The sequence below is a fragment of the Streptomyces sp. NBC_00038 genome (genome assembly GCF_026343635.1).
In the GTDB taxonomy this organism is placed as follows: Bacteria; Actinomycetota; Actinomycetes; order Streptomycetales; family Streptomycetaceae; genus Streptomyces.
Window position 1 is genome coordinate 8,875,993 of record NZ_JAPELQ010000001.1, and the last position, 20,225, is coordinate 8,896,217.

16 protein-coding genes and 1 pseudogene are annotated in these 20,225 nt (G+C 69.6%); 5 read left to right on the forward strand and 12 right to left on the reverse strand.

Going from position 1 to position 20,225, the window contains the following annotated elements:
* Window positions 1-42: 42 nt before the first annotated feature.
* Window positions 43-1,851 carry a bifunctional sugar phosphate isomerase/epimerase/4-hydroxyphenylpyruvate dioxygenase family protein gene (locus tag OG219_RS39805; protein ID WP_266835018.1) on the forward strand — a complete coding sequence of 603 codons (1,809 nt, stop codon included), beginning with the start codon at window positions 43-45 and terminating at the stop codon, window positions 1,849-1,851.
* Window positions 1,852-1,873: 22 nt separating this feature from the next.
* Here OG219_RS39805 and OG219_RS39810 read toward each other — a convergent pair whose 3' ends face one another.
* From OG219_RS39810 to tkt, 7 genes are read right to left on the reverse strand one after another with little or no spacing between them, the layout of a single operon-like run.
* Window positions 1,874-2,464: a histidine phosphatase family protein gene (locus OG219_RS39810; RefSeq protein WP_266835020.1), complete on the reverse strand. Its 591-nt coding sequence runs from the start codon at window positions 2,462-2,464 to the stop codon at window positions 1,874-1,876.
* A 5-nt stretch (window positions 2,465-2,469) separates the two neighbouring features.
* The gene (gnd, locus tag OG219_RS39815; protein WP_266835022.1) at window positions 2,470-3,348 is read right to left on the reverse strand and encodes a phosphogluconate dehydrogenase (NAD(+)-dependent, decarboxylating); all 879 of its coding nucleotides are present in this window, start codon (window positions 3,346-3,348) and stop codon (window positions 2,470-2,472) included.
* A gap of 6 nt (window positions 3,349-3,354) precedes the next feature.
* Entirely contained in the window at window positions 3,355-5,004 is a 1,650-nt protein-coding gene (gene pgi / locus OG219_RS39820) for a glucose-6-phosphate isomerase (protein WP_266835024.1), read from the reverse strand.
* A complete protein-coding gene (opcA, locus tag OG219_RS39825; protein WP_266835026.1) occupies window positions 4,997-5,932 on the reverse strand; it encodes a glucose-6-phosphate dehydrogenase assembly protein OpcA in 936 nt (311 codons plus the stop codon). The genes pgi and opcA overlap by 8 nt, the downstream gene beginning before the upstream one ends.
* Window positions 5,929-7,602, reverse strand: a complete 1,674-nt coding sequence (zwf, locus tag OG219_RS39830; RefSeq protein ID WP_266835028.1) for a glucose-6-phosphate dehydrogenase — start codon at window positions 7,600-7,602, stop codon at window positions 5,929-5,931. Before zwf ends, opcA begins: the two co-directional genes overlap by 4 nt.
* Window positions 7,599-8,744 (reverse strand): transaldolase, encoded by a 1,146-nt coding sequence (gene tal, locus OG219_RS39835; RefSeq protein WP_266835030.1) that lies wholly within the window; start codon window positions 8,742-8,744, stop codon window positions 7,599-7,601. Before tal ends, zwf begins: the two co-directional genes overlap by 4 nt.
* A 19-nt stretch (window positions 8,745-8,763) precedes the next feature.
* A complete protein-coding gene (gene tkt, locus OG219_RS39840; RefSeq protein WP_266835032.1) occupies window positions 8,764-10,863 on the reverse strand; it encodes a transketolase in 2,100 nt (699 codons plus the stop codon).
* 146 nt (window positions 10,864-11,009) lie between these two features.
* Between tkt and OG219_RS39845 the strand changes: the two genes are divergently transcribed.
* Window positions 11,010-11,930, forward strand: a complete 921-nt coding sequence (locus OG219_RS39845; protein ID WP_266835034.1) for an AraC family transcriptional regulator — start codon at window positions 11,010-11,012, stop codon at window positions 11,928-11,930.
* 42 nt (window positions 11,931-11,972) lie between these two features.
* Here OG219_RS39845 and OG219_RS39850 read toward each other — a convergent pair whose 3' ends face one another.
* The 3 genes and pseudogenes from OG219_RS39850 to OG219_RS39860 all read right to left on the reverse strand — a co-directional run bounded on the left by OG219_RS39850 (window position 11,973) and on the right by OG219_RS39860 (window position 15,705).
* Window positions 11,973-13,364 (reverse strand): glycoside hydrolase family 16 protein, encoded by a 1,392-nt coding sequence (locus OG219_RS39850; protein ID WP_266835036.1) that lies wholly within the window; start codon window positions 13,362-13,364, stop codon window positions 11,973-11,975.
* Window positions 13,365-13,575: 211 nt separating this feature from the next.
* Window positions 13,576-14,820, reverse strand: a complete 1,245-nt coding sequence (locus OG219_RS39855; RefSeq protein ID WP_266835038.1) for an Ig-like domain-containing protein — start codon at window positions 14,818-14,820, stop codon at window positions 13,576-13,578.
* Window positions 14,821-15,287: 467 nt separating this feature from the next.
* A pseudogene (locus OG219_RS39860) lies at window positions 15,288-15,705 on the reverse strand (hypothetical protein).
* Between the two features lie 172 nt (window positions 15,706-15,877).
* On the opposite strand from OG219_RS39860, the gene OG219_RS39865 reads away from it, so the two are divergent.
* Complete coding sequence (locus OG219_RS39865; protein ID WP_266835042.1) at window positions 15,878-16,930, forward strand: hypothetical protein; 1,053 nt, start codon at window positions 15,878-15,880, stop codon at window positions 16,928-16,930.
* Window positions 16,931-16,958: 28 nt separating this feature from the next.
* Here the strand turns inward: OG219_RS39865 and OG219_RS39870 are convergent, their stop codons facing one another.
* Together OG219_RS39870 and OG219_RS39875 are read right to left on the reverse strand one after the other, a co-directional pair.
* Window positions 16,959-17,711 (reverse strand): IclR family transcriptional regulator, encoded by a 753-nt coding sequence (locus OG219_RS39870; protein ID WP_266836393.1) that lies wholly within the window; start codon window positions 17,709-17,711, stop codon window positions 16,959-16,961.
* A gap of 8 nt (window positions 17,712-17,719) precedes the next feature.
* Window positions 17,720-18,148, reverse strand: a complete 429-nt coding sequence (locus tag OG219_RS39875; RefSeq protein ID WP_266835044.1) for a MarR family winged helix-turn-helix transcriptional regulator — start codon at window positions 18,146-18,148, stop codon at window positions 17,720-17,722.
* A gap of 251 nt (window positions 18,149-18,399) precedes the next feature.
* On the opposite strand from OG219_RS39875, the gene OG219_RS39880 reads away from it, so the two are divergent.
* Together OG219_RS39880 and OG219_RS39885 are read left to right on the forward strand one after the other, a co-directional pair.
* Window positions 18,400-19,317: an SDR family oxidoreductase gene (locus OG219_RS39880; RefSeq protein ID WP_323183327.1), complete on the forward strand. Its 918-nt coding sequence runs from the start codon at window positions 18,400-18,402 to the stop codon at window positions 19,315-19,317.
* A complete protein-coding gene (locus tag OG219_RS39885) occupies window positions 19,317-20,192 on the forward strand; it encodes an amidohydrolase family protein (protein ID WP_266835046.1) in 876 nt (291 codons plus the stop codon). The genes OG219_RS39880 and OG219_RS39885 overlap by 1 nt, the downstream gene beginning before the upstream one ends.
* Window positions 20,193-20,225: the final 33 nt, after the last annotated feature.

Consider the following 20,225-nt stretch of genomic DNA (forward strand, 5'->3'; position numbering starts at 1 on the left):
CGCCCCCCGTTTTGGTGAAGCGACATCGAAGGAGCTGTAAACGTGCGTACGTCCATTGCCACCGTCTCCCTCAGTGGGTCTCTGACCGAGAAGCTCACTGCCGCTGCCCGGGCCGGTTTCGACGGGGTCGAGATCTTTGAGAACGATCTGCTTGCCAGTCCGCTTCTCCCTGAGGAGATCCGGGCGCGGACGGCCGACCTCGGACTGAGCATCGACCTGTACCAGCCGATGCGGGACATCGAGGCGGTGCCGCGGGAGGAGTTCGCCCGAAATCTGCGCCGGGCGCGGCACAAGTTCGAGCTCATGGGACGGTTGGGCGCGGACACCGTCCTGGTGTGCTCCAGCGTCTCGCCGCTCGCCGTGGACGACGACGCGCTCGCGGCCGGTCAGCTGCGCCAACTGGCCGATCTGGCACAGGAATTCGGTATCCGAGTGGCGTACGAGGCGCTCGCCTGGGGCCGCCACGTGAGCACGTACGACCATGCCTGGCGCATCGTCGAGGCGGCGGACCACCCCTCCCTCGGCACCTGCCTGGACAGCTTCCACATCCTCGCCCGCGGGTCCGATCCGAAAGGCATCGAGGACATCCCCGGCGAGAAGATCTTCTTCCTGCAGCTGGCCGACGCGCCGCTGATGGCGATGGACGTCCTTCAGTGGAGCCGCCACTACCGCTGCTTCCCGGGCCAGGGCGGCTTCGACATTGCCGGGCTGCTCGGGCACGTGGTGCGCGCCGGATACCAAGGGCCGCTCTCCCCTGAGGTCTTCAACGACGTCTTCCGCCAGGCGGAGGCCGGACCGACCGCAGTCGACGCCCGGCGCTCCCTCCTCGTACTCCAGGAGGAGACCGGTCTCGCCAGCCCGCCCGCACCCGTAGTCCCCACCGGCGTGGCCTTCGCCGAACTCGTCACGCCCGACGTCGCACCGGTCTCCGCGGTCCTCGGCGCCCTCGGCTTCACCCGCACCGCCAGGCACCGCAGCAAACCGGTGGACCTCTGGCAGCAGGGCGAGGCCCGTGTCCTGGTCAACACCGGTCCGGCCGCCCGGCGCGACGGCACCGCGCTCGCCGCCATTGGCCTGGAGTCACCGGACCCGGCCGCCGCGGCCCGGCGCGCCGAATCCCTCCTCGCACCCGTCCTGCCACGCCGCCGCGCACTGGAGGACGCGCCCCTCGACGCGGTGGCCGCACCCGACGGCACCGAACTGTTCTTCTGCGCCGCCCTCGATCTCTCAGCTCCCGGGCGAGCGCAACACCCCAGCTGGACCAGCGACTTCGAGCCGGTGGAGCACGCTCAGGACCCGGAGCGGGTGTCCCGCATCGACCACCTGGCCCTCACCCAGCCTTGGCACCAGTTCGACGAGGCAGCCCTCTTCCATCACAGCGTGCTCGGGCTGAGCGCGCAGGAAAGCGTCGACGTCGCCGACCCCTACGGCCTGCACCGCAGCCGCGCCGTCACCAACTCCGACGGCACCGTCCGGATCGCCCTCTCCGTCGGCCCGGCCCCCAGCGACGACGGCGCCCGCGCCCAGCACATCGCGTTCGCCACGGACGACGTGGTCACCGCCGCCCGCCGCTTCCGCGACGCCGGCGGCCGGATCCTCCAGATGCCTGCCAACTACTACGACGACCTCGCCGCCCGCTTCGAATTCACCGACGCCGAGCTGGCGACGTACCGCGAACTCGGCATCCTCTACGACCGCGACACCGACGGCGAGTTCCGCCACTGCTACACGGAGACCGTCGGCCGCGTCTTCTTCGAACTCGTCCAGCGCGACGGCGGCTACCGCGGCTACGGCGCGCAGAACGCCCCGGTGCGGCTTGCCGCGCAGCACGCGGTGCGACCGGGGCGTTGACGCGCTCCTACGGCGGAAAGGCTCAGATCCCTCTGGCGTTCCACTGGGCGATCACCGGACGCCCGTGCTCCGTGGAGAGCCGGCTGACCGTGCCCGTGGCGAGCTGGAACAGGCGTCCGTCCGCGGCGGGGAGGCCGAGGCGGCGGGCGGCGAGCACTCGTAGGAAGTGGGCGTGCGCCACTAGGACGACGTCGCCTTCGCCGAGTGCGGTCTCGATGCGGGAGAGCACGCGGTCGGCGCGCTGTCCCACCTCTGGCGGGGATTCGCCGGGGTGGCCCGAGGGGCCGGGCGGTACCCCGTCGTTCCAGAGGTACCAGTCGGGCCGGGTGCGGTGTATCTCGACGGTCGTGATGCCTTCGTAGGCGCCGTAGTCCCATTCGTGCAGATCGGGATCGGGTACGGCCCCGTACAGGCCCGCGAGTTCCGCGGTGCGTATCGCGCGGCCCAGCGGGCTGGTGAGCGCGAGGGCGAAGGTCCGGTCGGCGAACAGCGGGGCGAGGGACTTGGCCTGTTCCTCGCCGCGCTGGGTGAGGGGCAGGTCGGTCCAGCTGGTGTGCTGGCCCGACACGCTCCACTCGGTTTCGCCGTGGCGGACCAGCAGAAGGTCCCCCATGGCGGTTACTTCGTCGACTCGACGGCGTGGCCGCCGAACTGGTTGCGCAGTGCCGCGACCATCTTCATCTGTGGCGAGTCGTCCTGTCGGGAGGCGAAGCGCGCGAACAGCGAGGCGGTGATCGCGGGGAGCGGGACGGAGTGGTCGATGGCCGCTTCGACGGTCCAGCGGCCTTCTCCGGAGTCCTCCGCGAAGCCGCGGAGCTTGTCCAGGTGTTCGTCCTCGTTGAGGGCGTTGACGGCGAGGTCCAGGAGCCAGGAGCGGATCACGGTGCCTTCCTGCCAGGAGCGGAAGACCTCGCGTACGTCGGTGACGGAGCCGACCTTCTCCAGGAGCTCCCAGCCCTCGGCGTAGGCCTGCATCATGGCGTACTCGATGCCGTTGTGGACCATCTTGGAGAAGTGGCCGGCGCCGACCTTCCCGGCGTGCACGAAGCCGAAGTCGCCCTCCGGCTTGAGGGCGTCGAAGACCGGCTGGACCTTGGCGATGTTCTCGGCGTCGCCGCCGACCATCAGGGCGTAGCCGTTCTCCAGGCCCCAGACTCCGCCGGAGACGCCGGCGTCGACGAAGCCGATGCCCTTGATGCCGAGTTCGACGGCGTGCTTCTCGTCGTCGGTCCAGCGGGAGTTGCCGCCGTCCACCACGACGTCACCGGGCTCCAGGAGCGCGGCCAGCTCGTCGATGGTGGACTGGGTCGCCGCACCGGCCGGCACCATCACCCACACCACACGCGGGCCCTTGAGCTTGCCCACAAGCTCTTCCAGGCTGTGGACATCGGCGAGGTCCGGGTTGCGGTCGTATCCGAGGACGGTGTGGCCTGCGCGGCGGATCCGCTCGCGCATGTTGCCGCCCATCTTGCCGAGGCCGATGAGTCCGAGCTGCATGTCAGTTCACTTCTTCCGGAGGGTGCGGTAGGCGGCCACGAGGGCGGCGGTGGAGGGATCGAGGCCGGGTACGTCGGCGCCTTCGGTGAGGGCGGGTTCCACACGCTTGGCGAGGACCTTGCCCAGCTCGACACCCCACTGGTCGAAGGAGTCGATGTTCCAGACGGCGCCCTGCACGAAGACCTTGTGCTCGTAGAGGGCGATGAGCTGGCCGAGGACCGAAGGGGTCAACTCGGCTGCCAGGATGGTCGTGGTGGGGTGGTTGCCGCGGAAGGTGCGGTGCGGCACCTGCTCCTCGGCCACCCCCTCGGCGCGTACCTCGTCGCTCGTCTTGCCGAAGGCGAGGGCCTGGCCCTGCGCGAAGAGGTTGGCCATCAACAGGTCGTGCTGGGCCTTGAGTTCGTCGCTCAGCTCGCCGACCGGGTTGGCGAAGCCGATCAGATCCGCCGGGATCAGCTTCGTGCCCTGGTGGATGAGCTGGTAGTAGGCGTGCTGCCCGTTGGTGCCGGGCGTGCCCCAGACCACCGGACCTGTCTGCCACTCCACAGGGTTCCCGTCCCGGTCCACCGACTTGCCGTTGGACTCCATGTCCAACTGCTGCAGGTACGCGGTGAACTTGGACAGGTAGTGCGAGTACGGCAGCACGGCGTGCGACTGTGCGTCGAAGAAGTTGCCGTACCAGACGCCCAACAGGCCGAGCAGCAAAGGCGCGTTGGACTCGGCGGGGGCGCTCTTGAAATGCTCGTCGACGATACGGAACCCGTCGAGCAGCTCCCGGAACCGGTCGGGACCGATCGCGACCATCAGCGACAGACCGATCGCCGAGTCGAACGAGTACCGCCCGCCGACCCAGTCCCAGAACCCGAACATGTTCGCCGTGTCGATGCCGAAGTCGGCGACCTTCCCGGCGTTCGTCGACAGCGCCACGAAGTGCTTGGCCACCGCCTTTTCGTTGCCATCGAGCCCGTCGAGCAGCCAGGACCGCGCCGAGGTCGCGTTGGTGATCGTCTCGATGGTGGTGAAGGTCTTCGAGGCGATGATGAACAGCGTCTCGGCCGGGTCGAGGTCGCGTACCGCCTCATACAGGTCGGCGCCGTCCACGTTCGACACGAAGCGGACCGTCAACTCCCGGTCGGTGAAGGCCCGCAGAGCCTCGTACGCCATGGCGGGACCGAGGTCCGAGCCGCCGATGCCGATGTTGACGATATTGCGGATGCGCTTGCCGGTGTGCCCGGTCCACTCACCGGACCGGACCCTGAGAGCGAAGCCGGCCATCTCGTCGAGCACGGCGTGCACACCGGGGACGACGTTCTCGCCGTCGACCTCGACGACCGTGTCGCGCGGGGCGCGCAGTGCGGTGTGCAGCACCGCGCGGTCCTCGGTCGTGTTGATCTTCTCGCCGCGGAACATGGCGTCCCGCAGCCCGAACACATCGGTGGCGGTGGCCAGTTCCTGGAGCAGGGCGAGGGTCTCGTCCGTGATCAGGTGCTTGGAGTAGTCGATGCGCAGGTCGCCGACCCGGACGACGTAGCGTTCCGCGCGAGCGGGGTCGGCGGTGAACAGCTCACGCAGCTGCGGGTGCAGGAGCGCACCGGCGCGGTGGTCCTCCAGGGCCACCCACTCGGGGCGCCGCGTGAGCTTGGGGGAGTCAGACATGACTGGGGGTCTCCTTGGTGCCCTCGCCCCGCAGGGCGACGGCGTACATCTCGTCCGCGTCGAGGCGGCGCAGCTCCTCGGCGATCAGCTCGGAGGTGGAGCGCACCTTCAGCGCGAGGGTGCGGGAGGGCTGTCCCGGCAGGGACAGCGTGGCCAGCGGGCCCTCGGGGCGGTCGATCACGATCTCGCCGCTCTTCGTGCCGAGCCGTACGGCGGTCACGACGGGACCGGCGGTGACGACACGCTCGACCGGAACCTTGAGGCGGGCCTCCAGCCAGCGCGCCAGCAGTTCGGCGCTCGGGTTCTCGGCCTCGCTCTCGACGGCCGCCGAGGTCACCTTCGTACGGGCCTGGTCGAGCGCGGCGGCCAGCATCGAACGCCACGGCGTCAGCCGGGTCCACGCCAGGTCGGTGTCACCGGGCGCGTACGCGGCGGCGCGGGCCTCCAGGGCACGCAGCGGGTTCTCGACGGCGTACATGTCGGTGATCCGGCGCTGCGCGAGGGCGCCCAGCGGGTCCTTGACCGGGATCTCGGGCGCGTCCACCGGCCACCACACGACGACAGGCGCGTCGGGCAGCAGCAGCGGCAGGACCACCGAGTCGGCGTGGTCGGTCACGTCGCCGTACGTCCGCAGGACGACCGTCTCACCGGTGCCCGCGTCCGAACCGACCCGGACCTCCGCGTCCAGCCGGGAGTTCGTGCGGTCGCGCGGAGTGCGGGCGACCCGCTTGATGACGACCAGGGTGCGCGAGGGATGCTCGCGCGAGGCCTCCTCGGCAGCCTTGATGGAGTCGTAGGCGTTCTCCTCGTCGGTCACGATGACCATCGTGAGGACCATGCCCACGGCAGGTGTGCCGATTTCGCGGCGGCCCTTCACGAGCGCCTTGTTGATCTTGCTTGCCGTGGTGTCGGTGAGGTCGATCTTCATGGCCTGCGCCAGCTCCGTCCGTCTCGTGCGAGCATCTCGTCGGCTTCCTCCGGGCCCCAGCTGCCCGAGGGGTACTGCGCGGGCTTGCCGTGCTTCTCCCAGTAACCCTCGATCGGGTCGAGGATCTTCCAGGACTCTTCCACCTCCTGGTGACGGGGAAAGAGATTGGCGTCGCCGAGCAGGACATCCAGGATCAGCCGTTCGTACGCCTCCGGGCTGGACTCCGTGAACGACTCGCCGTAAGCGAAGTCCATCGTGACGTCCCGGATCTCCATCGACGTACCCGGCACCTTCGATCCGAAGCGCACGGTCATGCCCTCGTCGGGCTGGACACGGATGACGATCGCGTTCGCGCCGAGCTCTTCCGTGGCGGTCGAGTCGAAGGGGGAGTGCGGGGCGCGCTGGAAGACCACCGCGATCTCCGTGACCCGCCGGCCGAGGCGCTTGCCGGTCCTGAGGTAGAAGGGGACGCCTGCCCAGCGGCGGTTGTCGACCTCCAGCTTGACGGCCGCGTAGGTGTCGGTCGTCGACTTGGGGTCGATGCCGTCCTCCTGGAGATAGCCGCGCACCCGCTCGCCGCCCTGCCAGCTCGCCGCGTACTGTCCGCGCACCGTGTGCTCGCCCAGCTCGTCCGGCAGCTTCACGGCCTTGAACACCTTGAGCTTCTCGGTGAGCAGCGACTCGGCGTCGAAGGCGGCCGGCTCCTCCATGGCGGTCAGCGCCATCAGCTGGAGGAGGTGGTTCTGGATCACGTCGCGGGCGGAGCCGATGCCGTCGTAGTACCCCGCACGGCCGCCGATGCCGATGTCCTCGGCCATCGTGATCTGCACGTGGTCGACGTACGACCGGTTCCAGATGGGCTCGTACATCTGGTTGGCGAAGCGCAGCGCCAGGATGTTCTGGACGGTCTCCTTGCCGAGGTAGTGGTCGATGCGGAACACCTGCTCCGGGTCGAACACCTCGTGCACGATCTTGTTCAACTCACGCGCGCTGGCCAGGTCGCGCCCGAACGGCTTCTCGATGACCGCGCGCCGCCAGGAACCCTCCGGCGCGTCCGCGAGCCCGTGCTTCTTGAGCTGCTTGACGACCTTCGGGAAGAACTTCGGCGGTACGGAGAGATAGAAGGCGTAGTTGCCGCTGGTGCCACGCGAGGTGTCCAACTCGTCGACGGCGGAGCGCAGTTGCTTGAACGCCGTGTCGTCGTCGAAGTCGCCCGGGATGAACCGCATGCCCTCGGCGAGCTGCTGCCAGACCTCTTCGCGGAACTCCGTACGGGCGTGCTCGCGCACCGAGTCGTGCACCACCTGCGCGAAGTCCTGGTCCTCCCACTCGCGGCGGGCGAACCCGAGGAGCGAGAAGCCCGGCGGGAGCAGACCGCGGTTGGCGAGGTCGTAGACGGCCGGCATCAGCTTCTTGCGGGACAGGTCGCCGGTGACGCCGAAGATGACGAGGCCCGAGGGGCCCGCGATACGGGGGAGGCGGCGGTCCCGGGGGTCGCGGAGGGGGTTGGACCAGTCGAGGTCGACAGCGAGCGCGGCACTCACATCGGCACTCGCATCCGTCGATGTCGCCGTTACCGCGGCCGGTTCCAGGGCCGTGTCACCAGATCCCGCCGTCGCGGTGGCCGCAACCTGCGGGGCACTGCCGGAAAGCGCCTCACGCCTGCTCATTCCCCCTCAGCTCCCTTGCCGCGCAGCGAAGTCGCCACCGCGTCGAGCAGATCTTCCCAGGCGGCCTCGAACTTCGAGACGCCCTCGTCCTCCAGCTGCTTCACGACCTCGTCGTACGAGATCCCGAGCTCCTCGACGGCCGCGAGGTCGGCACGGGCCTGGGCGTAGCCGCCGGTCACCGCGTCGCCGTGGATGTCGCCGTGGTCGGCGGTGGCGTTGAGGGTTCCTTCCGGCATGGTGTTGACGGTGCCGGGTGCGACCAGCTCGTCGACGTACAGGGTGTCCTTGTACGCGGGGTCCTTGACGCCCGTCGAGGCCCACAGGGGGCGCTGCTTGTGGGCGCCGGAGGGGGCGAGCGCGGTCCAGCGGGCCGAGCCGAAGACCTCCTCGTACGCCTCGTAGGCGAGCCGGGCGTTGGCGAGAGCCGCCTTGCCCTTGAGGGCGAGGGCCTCGTCCGTGCCGGTCTTCGTGAGGCGCTTGTCGATCTCGCTGTCGACGCGGGAGACGAAGAAGGAGGCGACGGAGTGGATGGTCGCGAGGTCGATGCTCGCGGCCTGTGCCTTCTCCAGGCCCGCCAGATAGGCGTCCATGACCTCGCGGTAGCGCTCGAGCGAGAAGATCAACGTGACGTTGACGCTGATGCCCCTGCCGATGACCTCGGTGATCGCCGGGAGACCGGCCTTCGTCGCCGGGATCTTGATCATCACGTTCGGGCGGTCGACCAGCCAGGCGAGCTGCTTGGCCTCGGCGATCGTCGCGGCGGTCCGGTGGGCCAGACGGGGGTCGACCTCGATGGAGACCCGGCCGTCGCGGCCGCCGGTCGCCTCGTACACCGGGCGCAGGATGTCGGCGGCGGCCCGGACGTCGGCGGTCGTCATCATGCGTACGGCCTCGTCGACCGTCACCCCGCGCGTGGCGAGGTCGGCGAGCTGCTCCTCGTAACCCTCTCCGGAGCCGATCGCGGCCTGGAAGATGGAGGGGTTGGTGGTGACGCCCACCACGTGCTTGGTCCCGATGAGTTCGGCGAGGTTGCCGGACGCGATCCGCTTGCGCGAGAGGTCGTCCAGCCAGATGGAGACGCCTTCGTCGGAGAGGCGCTTCAGGTTTGCCGCGGGTGCGGTTGCTTCGGTCACGGTGATCATCTTCCTTCGTGCGATCGGATTAACCGCGGAGCGCGGCCAGCGATTCCCTGGCGGCGGCGGCGACGTTGTCCGGGGTGAAACCGAACTCGGCGAACAGGGTCTTGGCGTCGGCGGAGGCGCCGAAGTGCTCCAGCGAAACGATGCGTCCTGCGTCACCGACGTACCGGTACCAGGTCAGGCCGATACCCGCCTCGACCGCCACGCGGGCCTTCACGGACGGCGGCAGCACGGACGCGCGGTACTCGGCGGACTGCTCCTCGAACCACTCCACGGACGGCATGGACACGACCCGCGTGCCGACCCCCTCGGCCTCCAGCCGCTCGCGCGCGGCGACGGCGAGCTGCACCTCGGAGCCGGTGGCGATGAGGACGACGTCGGGCGTGCCGGTGGAGGAGTCCTCGAGGACGTAACCGCCGCGCGCCGCATCGGAGTTCACGGGGTAGGTCGGTACGCCCTGCCGGGTCAGTGCCAGGCCGTGCGGGGCCGGGTTCGTGGCGTGCCGCTTGAGGATCTCGGCCCAGGCGATCGCCGTCTCGTTGGCGTCGGCCGGGCGGACGATGTTCAGGCCGGGGATGGCGCGCAGCGAGGCCAGGTGCTCGACCGGCTGGTGGGTCGGACCGTCCTCGCCGAGGCCGATGGAGTCGTGCGTCCAGACGTACGTCACCGGGAGCTGCATGAGGGCGGAGAGGCGCACGGCATTGCGCATGTAGTCGGAGAAGACCAGGAAGGTGCCGCCGTAGATACGGGTGTTGCCGTGCAGCGCGATGCCGTTCATCTCGGCGGCCATCGAGTGCTCGCGGATGCCGAAGTGGACGGTGCGGCCGTACGGGTCGGCCTCCGGCAGCGGGTTGCCCTTCGGGAGGAAGGAGCTGGTCTTGTCGATGGTCGTGTTGTTCGATCCTGCGAGGTCGGCGGAGCCGCCCCAGAGCTCGGGGAGTACGCCGCCGAGTGCCTGGAGGACCTTGCCGGAGGCGGCGCGGGTGGCCACCGAGGTGCCCGCCTCGAAGACCGGCAGCGCGGACTCCCAGCCCTCGGGCAGCTGACCGGCGACGACACGGTCGAAGAGCTTGGCGCGCTCGGGCTGCGCGGTGCGCCACTCGGCGAGCTGCTTGTCCCAGGCGGCGTGCGCGTCGGCGCCGCGGTCGAGGGCTCCGCGGGCGTGGGCGAGTACCTCGTCCGCGACCTCGAAGGTCCTCTCCGGGTCGAAGCCGAGGATCCGCTTGGTGGCCGCGATCTCGTCGGCGCCGAGCGCCGAGCCGTGGGAGGCCTCGGTGTTCTGCGCGGTCGGGGCGGGCCAGGCGATGATCGTGCGCATCGCGATGATGGAGGGGCGCCCGGTCTCGTCCTGCGCCGTCTTCAGCGCCGAGTGCAGCGCGTGGACGTCGATGTCGCCGCCCAGCGCGGGCTCGATCCGCTGCACGTGCCAGCCGTACGCCTCGTACCGCTTCAGTACGTCCTCGGAGAACGCCGTCGCGGTGTCGCCCTCGATCGAGATGTGGTTGTCGTCGTAGACGAAGACGAGGTTGCCGAGCTTCTGGTGGCCGGCCAGGGACGAGGCCTCGGCGGAGATGCCCTCCTCGAGGTCGCCGTCCGAGACGATCGCCCAGATGGTGTGGTCGAAGGGGGACTCGCCCTCCGGGGCCTCGGGGTCGAAGAGGCCGCGCTCGTAGCGGGCGGCCATCGCCATGCCCACGGCGTTGGCGACACCCTGGCCGAGCGGCCCCGTCGTCGTCTCGACGCCCGCCGTGTGGCCGTACTCCGGGTGGCCCGGCGTCTTGGAACCGTGCGTGCGGAACGCCTTCAGGTCATCGAGTTCGAGTTCATAACCTGAAAGGAAGAGCTGAGTGTAGAGGGTCAGCGAGGTGTGGCCGGGGGAGAGGACGAAGCGGTCGCGGCCGGTCCACTCCGGGTCGGCGGGGTCGTGCCGCATCACCTTCTGGAAGAGGGTGTACGCGGCGGGGGCCAGGGCCATCGCGGTGCCCGGGTGGCCGTTTCCGACCTTCTGTACGGCATCTGCAGCGAGCAGACGGGCGGTGTCGACGGCACGCCGGTCCAGCTCGGTCCACTCGAATCCGTCGGAGAAGCGGGCAGGTGTCTGCGGGCTCTGCTGCGTGCTCATCTTCAAGAAGTCCTCGATAGGAGCGGGATAACTGCTCTGATGCGTTCAAATCTAAAAGTCTGACTTTTGCCGGGGAAGGTGCCCGTGTGTCAGCCTTCGGTGAAAGTGGGACACGGAGTGCGGGAACGAGCCGGCGCGAGAGGGACATGGCAGACAGAAGCACCCAAGACGGTGCCGGGAGCGAACAGGGAACCGGCGAGGGGACCGACGGGATCAGGACCTTCCCCTTCCCGGTCGATCTGAGCCTCTCCGGTGTCGGCATGCAGGTCGGCGCGATGGGGACCGGCCGCACCTGGCATGCGGAGGGACCCCTGGAGCGCGTACACCGCATCGACTTCCACGTCGTGATGCTGTTTCACGCGGGCCCCGTCCGGCACATGGTCGACTTCGCCGAGTACGAGGTGGCCGCGGGCGACATCCTGTGGATCCGCCCCGGCCAGGTGCACCGCTTCTCCAACACCGACGACTACCGCGGCACCGTCCTCACCATGCAGCCCGGCTTCCTGCCGCGGGCCACCGTCGAGGCGACCGGCCTCTACCGCTACGACCAGCCCCCGCTGCTGCGCCCCGACGCGGACCGGCTGGCCGCCCTCGAGCACTCACTCGCCCAGCTGGAACGCGAGTACGTCGACACCACCACGCTGCCGCTCAGCCTGCACACATCGGTGCTGCGGCACTCGCTGACCGCGTTCCTGCTCCGCCTGGCCCACCTCGCCGCCAGCTCCGCCGAGGCGGCGCACGGGCAGACCGACACCACCTTCACCCGCTTCCGGGACGCGGTCGAGAAGGGCTTCGCCACCAACCACAGCGTCAGCGCGTACGCCGACGCCCTCGGCTACTCCCGCCGCACCCTCGTCCGCGCCGTCCGCGCGGCCACCGGCGAGACCCCGAAGGGCTTCATCGACAAACGGGTGATCCTGGAGGCCAAGCGCCTCCTCGCCCACACCGACATCCCCATCGGCCGCATCGGTGTCGCCGTGGGCTTCCCCGACTCCGCGAACTTCTCCAAGTTCTTCTCTCAGCACACGGACATGAGTCCGGCGGGGTTCCGGGCCGAACTGCGCTGAAAGGGGCGGGCCTTGTGGCCCGCCCCTTCGCCAAGCGTCCGGTCAGCGTCCGAAGTTGAACCAATTGACGTTCACGAAGTCGGCCGGCTGGCCGCTGGTGAAGGTCAGATAGACGGTGTGTGTTCCGGTGACCCCGCTGATGTTCGCCGGAACCGTCCGCCAGCTCTGCCAGCCTCCGGTGTTGCCCACGGCGAAGCTGCCGACGGGCGCGTTCGTACGGCTGTCCAGGCGCACCTCGACCAGGCCGCTCACGCCCGAGGACGCGCCGCTCGCGACCCGGGCGACGAACTGAGTGGCCGCCGTGGAGCCGAAGTTGACGCCGTTGTACTGGGCCCAGTCGCCGTTCGCGAGCGCGCTCAGGTTCTGGCCGCTGCCCGAGTCCGTGGTCGACTCGGTGCCCACGCCGCCCTGGGCGTCGAAGGACTCGGCCTGGATGGCGCTGTAGGCGTCACGGTTGCCGGTCGGGGGCGGTGTGGTACCGCTCCCACCTGACTGGAGAACCTGGACGTAGTCCACGACCAGCGGGTGTCCTGGCACCGTGCCGGCGTCCGGGCCGCCGCCGAAGGCGTCCGGGAAGCCGCCGCCCATCGCGACGTTGAGGATGAGGAAGTAGCCGTGGTTCGTGGCGTTCGTCCAGGTGGTCGCGTCGACCTGATTCGCCCTGACCGTATGGAAGTTGACGCCGTCGAGGTAGAAGCGCATCTCCTCGACGCTGGTGGACTTGTCCCACTCCACGGCGTAGGTGTGGAAGCTCGACTGGCAGGTCGTGCAGGGGGTGTTGCCGCCGATGCCGCTCGTCTCGTTGCACGGGCCGCCGGGCGAGGTGCCGCAGTGCATGGTGGCCCACAGGGTGCCGAGGCCCTGGACGTTCTCCATGATGTCCAGTTCGCCGATGCCGGGCCAGTTCCAGTAGTTGCCGCGGAAGGGCGCGCCCAGCATCCAGAAGGCGGGCCAGTAGCCCTTGGCGGCGGCGCCGGTCACGTTCGGCATCTGGAGGCGGGACTCGACGCGGAGTTTGCCGCCGGCCGGGGGCTGGAAGTCGGTGCGCACCGTTTCGATGCGGCCCGAGGTCCAGTTGCCGGAGGCGTCGCGCAGCGGGGTGATGCGGAGGTTGCCCGAGCCGTCGAGCGAGACGTTGTTGGTGCTGGAGGTCATCGTCTCGATCTCGCCGGTACCGAAGTTGGCCGGCCCGCCGGGGTAGCTCGTGCCCGTCGTGTACTGCCAGTTGGCGGTGTTGACGCCGGTTCCGGCGGTCCCGTTGAAGTCGTCGACGAAGACCTGGGACCAGCCGGTGGGCGGCGGAGGAGCGGAGGCGTTGGCGGGGAGGGTGGCGGCCGTGGCGGCGGTGGCCGCCAGGGCGAGCGTGCCGAGCACGGCGATGAGCGCTCGGCGTAAGGGGCGGGGTCTGGTGGGTGTGCCGGAGTTTTCACGCATGGGTGCCTCTTCGGGTACGGAGTGAGGGCGCGCGGGTGTTGGGGAAGACCGCTTGAGAGCGCTCTCAAAGCGGCTGCGCCGCCAATGTGCTCTCTGTCACTCCGACCGTCAAGAGGTGCAGTCGGTAAAGTCCTTCGGGCGCACGGGAGTTCACGCCGTGAAGGAAGGGTGGCGGGGGTACGGCCGGGGAGCCGCGCGTTCCGGACAGGCCCTAGATCGCGCTGCCCGCCGTCCAGTCGGCCCACGACAGGTTCCACCCGTTGAGGCCGTTGGCCGGGTCCACGGTGTCCTCGCCCGAGTTCTTGACGATCACCACGTCACCCAGCATCGAGCTCTTGTAGAACTTGTAGCCGTCCACGGCGGTGTCGTCGGCGCCCTTGGTGTCGTGCAGCCCCACACAGCCGTGGCTGGTGTTGCTGCTGCCGAAGATCGACGTCGACGCCCAGTAGTTGCCGTGGATGAACGTGCCGGAGGTGGTCAGGCGCTGGGCGTGCGGCACGTCCGCGATGTCGTACTCGTCGCCGAGGCCGACGGTGGAGGACTCCATCCGGGTCTCCTTGAACCGCTCGCTGATCACCATGATCCCCGACCAGGTGGTGTGGTCGGCGTCGCCCCCGCTCACCGGATAGGTGGCGAGGGCCGAACCGTCCCGCTCGACCGTCATCGACTTCGCCGCCAGGTCCACCGTGCTGATCTGGGAGCGGCCGATGTTGAAGACGACGTCCTTGGACTGGGTGCCGTAGACGCCGTCGGTGCCCTCGACGTCCTTCAGGCGCAGACTCAGGGTGATCTTCGTGCCCGCGGCCCAGTAATCCTCGGGCCGGAAGTCGAGCCGCGTGTCGCTGAACCAGTGGCCGACCACCTCGACGGCGGGCTCCGCCGTCACGGTGATCGCCTTCTCGACGGCGGCCCGGTCGGACACGGCCTTCGTGAAATTGATCGACACGGGCATGCCGACGCCGGAGGTCGAATTCGCCTCGGGGGTGAAATACCCCACGAAGGTCTCGCCGGGAGACTTGGTGGTGAAAGTCGCCGTCTCCTCCTCGGCCCCCTGTGCCTGGGCCGTGACCGTGTATTTCGTGCCGGAGTACGGGTTCTCGCTCGACGTCCATTTTGTACGGGTGTCGTCGTAGGACCCGGCCAGGGTGGAGCCGTCGTTGCCGGTGACCTTCACGGCCGACAGCGTGCCGTCGGACACCGCGACCTCGACCGGGCTGGTGAAGCCGGCCTTCTTCGTACCGTCGGCGGGCGTGACGGTGATCGTCGGCGCCTTGACCTTCGTCTCCGCCTTGGTGCTCGCGGCCGTGCCCGCGGACGCGGCCGTCGCCTCAGAGGCGTCCGCCGACTCGGTGCAGCCCGTCAGAACGGCGGCCGGCACGGCACCGAGCACGGCGAGGATCCCGCGCCGGGACCACGCCGGACGCTCGGTCCGGTTCGATATCTCAGGGACGCCCACGGCACGCCTTTCTTGGATGACCACCACTGCCGCTGCATCCTGCGCCTCCTCCATTGGTGGTTTCTTTGAATCCGTGGGGTCTCAGCTGAGATTCCCGTGAAGACGGCCAGGTGGGATCCCGCATGTGTGAATCATCTCGGCGGCGTGGCGCCGGTAACGACGACCCCGGGGGCGCCGAATGAGAAAGCCCCGGCTGGACGGGGGAGACCAGCCGGGGCGGTGCGTGGTGATCTGCGGAGGGCGGTCGCCTCGCGGCGGAAGGCTCCATGGGGCTTCAGCCGGACGATCGTCCCCATGGGCTGTAGGTGAGGCCCGGGGACACTGTCCCCTCCGCAGCCACATGTAGGTGAACGGTCAACTGCCGCTGCTTGTTCCGTCGCCGTCGCCACGTGGCGTGTGAACTGAGGCACGTCCGTCAGCCCTCCGCAGGCACCTTCCTCCGGTCCGCCCGGTGATCCTTCGAGGCCCTACGATCTGGTGATTTCTTGCCGGAGCTGGTGCGTGAAGCGACGCAGGAGGTCCAACGTCTCGCGGAACTCGGCCCGGCGGTCGTCCCTGCCGTCGGTGGGCCGGGTGCTCCAGACCCGACGCGCGAGAGCATCGGCCAGATCGACGGTGTCGCCGGCACAGAGCAGGTAGAGGGCTGAGCGTGCCTCCTGCATCCGGTTCGTCAACTCGTTGGGTCCGGGACCGTCGTCACTGAGCTGGGTCTCCTTCAGGTGGTCCAGTAGCTGGACTACGGCCGTGTTGAAGCCGATCCCGGCTTTGAGCTTCTGTTCGCGGAGCCACATGCGGTCCTGTCGGCGCGCGGTGAACCACGAACACGAACACTGCCCCTATGAGGCCGATAGCGGCCCCGATGGCCACGGCCAGGATGTTCTCCACGGTCAGCTCCCCCCGACGTACGGCGCCGACAGGCTACAAGTGAACAACCCGCCGGTCGGGTGACGGGACGCACGGGCAGTGCCGGAACCGGCCCGTCTCGTGCCGGGCCCTGTTCGATCACGTGTTGGACACGGGTCCTGCCGGCGAGGCGTGCGTGGGGAAGCCTGCGGGCATGGCGAGACGCGGGGGATGCGTGCTGAACGGCTGTCTGACCGTGCTGGTGATCGCGCTGGTACTCGTCCTGGGCGTGATGGTGTGGATCATGACGGCACCCGGCCGCTACGAGGACCAGGCACAGGACAACTTGGAGAGCTCCGCGGACGGGGCGAAGGACCGGCTCACCCAGGCGGCGGCGGACGGCACGCTGCTCGGCACGGAGATCGACCGGGCGGTGCGGAGCATGAACAAGAGGATGTCGTACGTCCGTCGGGAGGGGCAGCAGGTGACCGTGACCGCCGAGCTCATGGGGCTCGGGCCCGGCATGTTCGCTGGCGGTACCCAGGTCACGGGCTGCTACCGCTTCGAGGTCGACGGGCGTTCCGTCTCCGTGGACGAGGTGTCCCGGGAGACGTGCCGCGATCTGCCGGTGTACCGGTTCCGCAAGCCGGCGGAGGTCGCCGCGGATGTGGTCGTGGAACTGCGATCGGCGCTGGACCGCGGTGGGCTGACCGAGGTCCAGGGTGCCCAGGTCTGGGAGACCGTCGGCGTCGAGGTGGAGGACCAGGAGGTGGCGGTCGGCCGGCTGACCGCCCTGGTCTGGCTGTCCGCGGAGGACGGGGGCGACGAGGTCTGCTACGAGTTCCGTGCGACGGAGAAGCCCCGCAACGTCACCGCCGACAGGCTGAAGACGGACGGCTGTCACCGCATCCAGCGTGAGCAGGACGCGCGGGCGGCGGCGGACCGGGCGGCCCAACTCGACGCGAGTGCCGAGGCGGTGGAGCGGCGCCTCGACGGCGCGGTCTCCGACGGGGCCCTGACGGATGCCGAGTTGAAGCGCGCCCTCGCCCTGCCGAGGACGGACTCGATGGGGCAGCCCGACGCCGACGACCCGGTCGCCGTCCCGGTCGGCACGGAGCGCTCGCGCACCGAGGTGACCGTCGTCGCCGAGGTGCGGCCCCTGGACCAGGCGTGGCTCGAGGGCTGCTACGAGTTCCGCGCCGACCTGAGGAAGCAGTCCGTCACCCGGCGCGCGACGGGGACGGAATGCCTCTACCAGAATCAATGACTCGAAGGGTGTCCTCGCCGGAGAGTCCTCAGCGCGGCTCCGGCTGCCACCCGAGGGCCCGCGAGATCCCGCGCGCCGCAAGCCGCACCGCAGGGATCAACACCGGTACCTGTGCGTCGACTTGGGGCACCACGACCGACACGGCCGCGACCACCGAGCCGCCCGCGCCGCGCACCGGAGCGGCCACCGACAGCGCGTCGTCGGTGACCTGACGGCTGCTCACCGCCACGCCTGAGTGCCGTACTTCGGCAAGCGCCCGGCGCAGCCTCGCCGGATCGGTGACGGTGTACGGGGTGAAGGCGGCCAACGGGCGCTCGCAGTAGGCCTCCTGGAACGCGGGGTCGCCGTGCGCGAGCAGTGCGAGCCCCACGCCCGTGGCGTGCAGGGGCCAGCGGGCGCCGACCTGGATGCGTACGCCGACCGCGGAACGCCCGGAGATCCACTCGATGTAGACGACCTCGGAGCCGTCGCGGACCGCCAACTGCACGTTCTCGTGCGTCGCTTCGTACAGGTCCTCCAGGTACGGCAGCGCGATCTGCCGCAGCGCGAGCCCGCGCGGAGCGAGCGCCGCGACCTCCCACAGGCGCAGGCCCACGTGGTAGACGCCGTCCTCGTCCCGCTCCAGGGCGCCCCACTCGGTGAGCGCGCCCACCAGCCGGTGGGCCGTGGTGAGGGTGAGGCCGGCCCGGCGGCTGATGTCCGTCAGGGACAGCGCGGGGTGCCCGTGGTCGAAGGCGGCGAGCACGGCGAGGAGTCGTTCGGGCGCGGACAGCGCGGTCATGGCCGTGGTCATCGGTCGAGTTCGGCTTCGGCGACCCGTTGCAGGAGCGTGTGCAGGGTGTCGCGCTCGGCGGGGTCCAGGGGCTGGAGCAGGTCGTTCGTCACGCGCAGCCCGGCCTCGTCGGTGTCGCGCAGGAATGCCCGGCCGTCCTCGGTCAGCACGACGATCCGGCTGCGGCGGTCGTCGGGCGAGGGGCGCCGCTCGGCGAAACCGAGCTTCTCCAGGTCGTCGACGAGCCCGACGATCGCGCTCGGGTCGTAGCCGAGCCGCGAGCTGAGCTCCCTCTGCAGCGCGCCCTCGGAGGTGGCCAGGAAGCGGAGCAGCGCGTAGTGGCGCAGGCGCAGCCCGGACTCCTGGAGGAACGTGTTGAACAGTTGCCCCGAGCGCAGCCCGAGCCGGTACAGCAGATAGCCGGTGTCCGCGTGCAGCCCGCGCATCCACGGCTCCTGGGCGTCGATGAGGGCAGAGCCCTCGGCGTGGCCGGTGGTGCGCTGCTGACCTGCGATGACGGGCTCCCTGGGCCGGGCCCCGGGCGGGGCTGTTCCGCTGTGCTGCTCGATGTCCTGCGCACAGCATGACGCATGACTCGGACAGCAACAACTATTGACGTCAACAATTATTGTCCTTAGCTTCGATCTCGTAGCCGCCCCGCTTCCCGCAGCGGACCCGCATCTCGAAGGGACCCCTCGTGCCCAGCATCGATCTCACCGGCAAGGTCGCCGTCGTCACCGGCAGCGGCCGTGGCCTCGGCCTGGCCTACGCCCACGCACTCGCGGCCGTCGGTGCCTCCGTGGTCGTCAACGACGTCGACGAGGCCGTGGCCGAGCAGGCCGTCAAGTCCATCACCGAGGCGGGCGGCAAGGCCGTGGCGGAGGTGGTCGCGGTCGGCACGGCCGAGGCCGCGGACAAGCTCGTCACCCGCGCGGTCGAGGAGTTCGGACGGCTCGACATCCTGGTCACCAACGCGGGCATCCTGCGCGACAAGGTGCTGTGGAAGATGACCGACGAGGACTTCGACGCGGTGATCACCACCCACCTCAAGGGCACCTTCACCTGCGCCCGTGCCGCCGCCGTGCGGATGCGGGAGCAGGGCGAGGGCGGCAGCCTGATCCTGGTCGGCTCGCCGGCCGGGCAGCGCGGCAACTTCGGCCAGACCAACTACGCCGCCGCGAAGGCGGGCATCGCTGCCATGGCCCGTACCTGGTCGATGGAGCTGGGCCGCGCGGGCATCACCGTCAACGCGATCGTCCCGGTCGCCGCGACCGCGATGACCGAGACCATCCCCGCCTTCGCCCCCTACATCGAGGCCATGCACCGCGGCGAGCCGCTGCCCGACTTCCTCCGCAAGGGCGAGGGCTTCGGCACCCCCGAGGACTGCGCGGCCCTCGTCCCCTTCCTCGCCTCCGAGGCCGCCCGCGGAGTCACCGGGCAGGCCATCGGCATCGGCGGCGACAAGGTGGCACTCTGGTCGCATCCGCAGGAGATCAAGGTGGCGTACGCGGACGGCGGCTGGACCCCCGACACCCTCGCCGACGCCTGGCACACCTCGGTCGGCGCCGAACCGCAGACCGTCGGCATCCCCGCGCCGAAACTTCCGGAGGCGTGATGGACCCGAACGAACTCGTCGCGATCGACGTCCACACCCACGCCGAGGTGTCGTCGAAGGGCCACTCCTCGCTCGACGAGGACCTGCACCACGCCTCCAGCGCCTACTTCAAGGTCGAGGGCAAGCGGAAGCCGACCCTTCAGGAGACGGCCGCCTACTACCGCGAGCGGAAGATGGCCGCCGTGATCTTCACGGTGGACGCCGAGTCCGCCACCGGCACCGAGCCCGTCCCGAACGAGGAGGTCGCCGAGGCGGCCGCCGCCAACCCGGACGTGCTGATCCCCTTCGCCTCCATCGACCCCTTCCGCGGCAAGGCCGGGGTCAAGCAGGCCCGCCGTCTGGTCGAGGAGTACGGGGTGAAGGGCTTCAAGTTCCACCCCAGCATCCAGGGCTTCTTCCCCAACGACAGGTCGGTGGCGTACGACCTGTACGAGGTGATCGAGGAGACCGGCACCATCGCGCTCTTCCACACCGGGCAGACAGGGATCGGCGCCGGAGTGCCCGGCGGGGGCGGGATCCGGCTCAAGTACTCCAACCCGCTGCACGTCGACGACGTCGCCGCCGACTTCCCGCACCTCAAGATCATCCTGGCGCACCCGTCCTTCCCCTGGCAGGACGAGGCCCTCGCCGTCGCCACGCACAAGCCGGGCGTGCACATCGACCTGTCCGGCTGGTCACCGAAGTACTTCCCACCGCAGCTGGTGCAGTACGCGAACACGCTGCTCAAGGACAAGGTGCTGTTCGGCTCCGACTACCCCGTCCTCACCCCGGACCGCTGGCTCGCCGACTTCGAGAAGCTGCCGATCAAGGACGAGGTCAGGCCGAAGATCCTCAAGGAGAACGCGGCCCGGCTGCTCGGGCTGACGAAACCGTAACTCCCCGACTCGTATCCGGAACTCGCAAAGGGG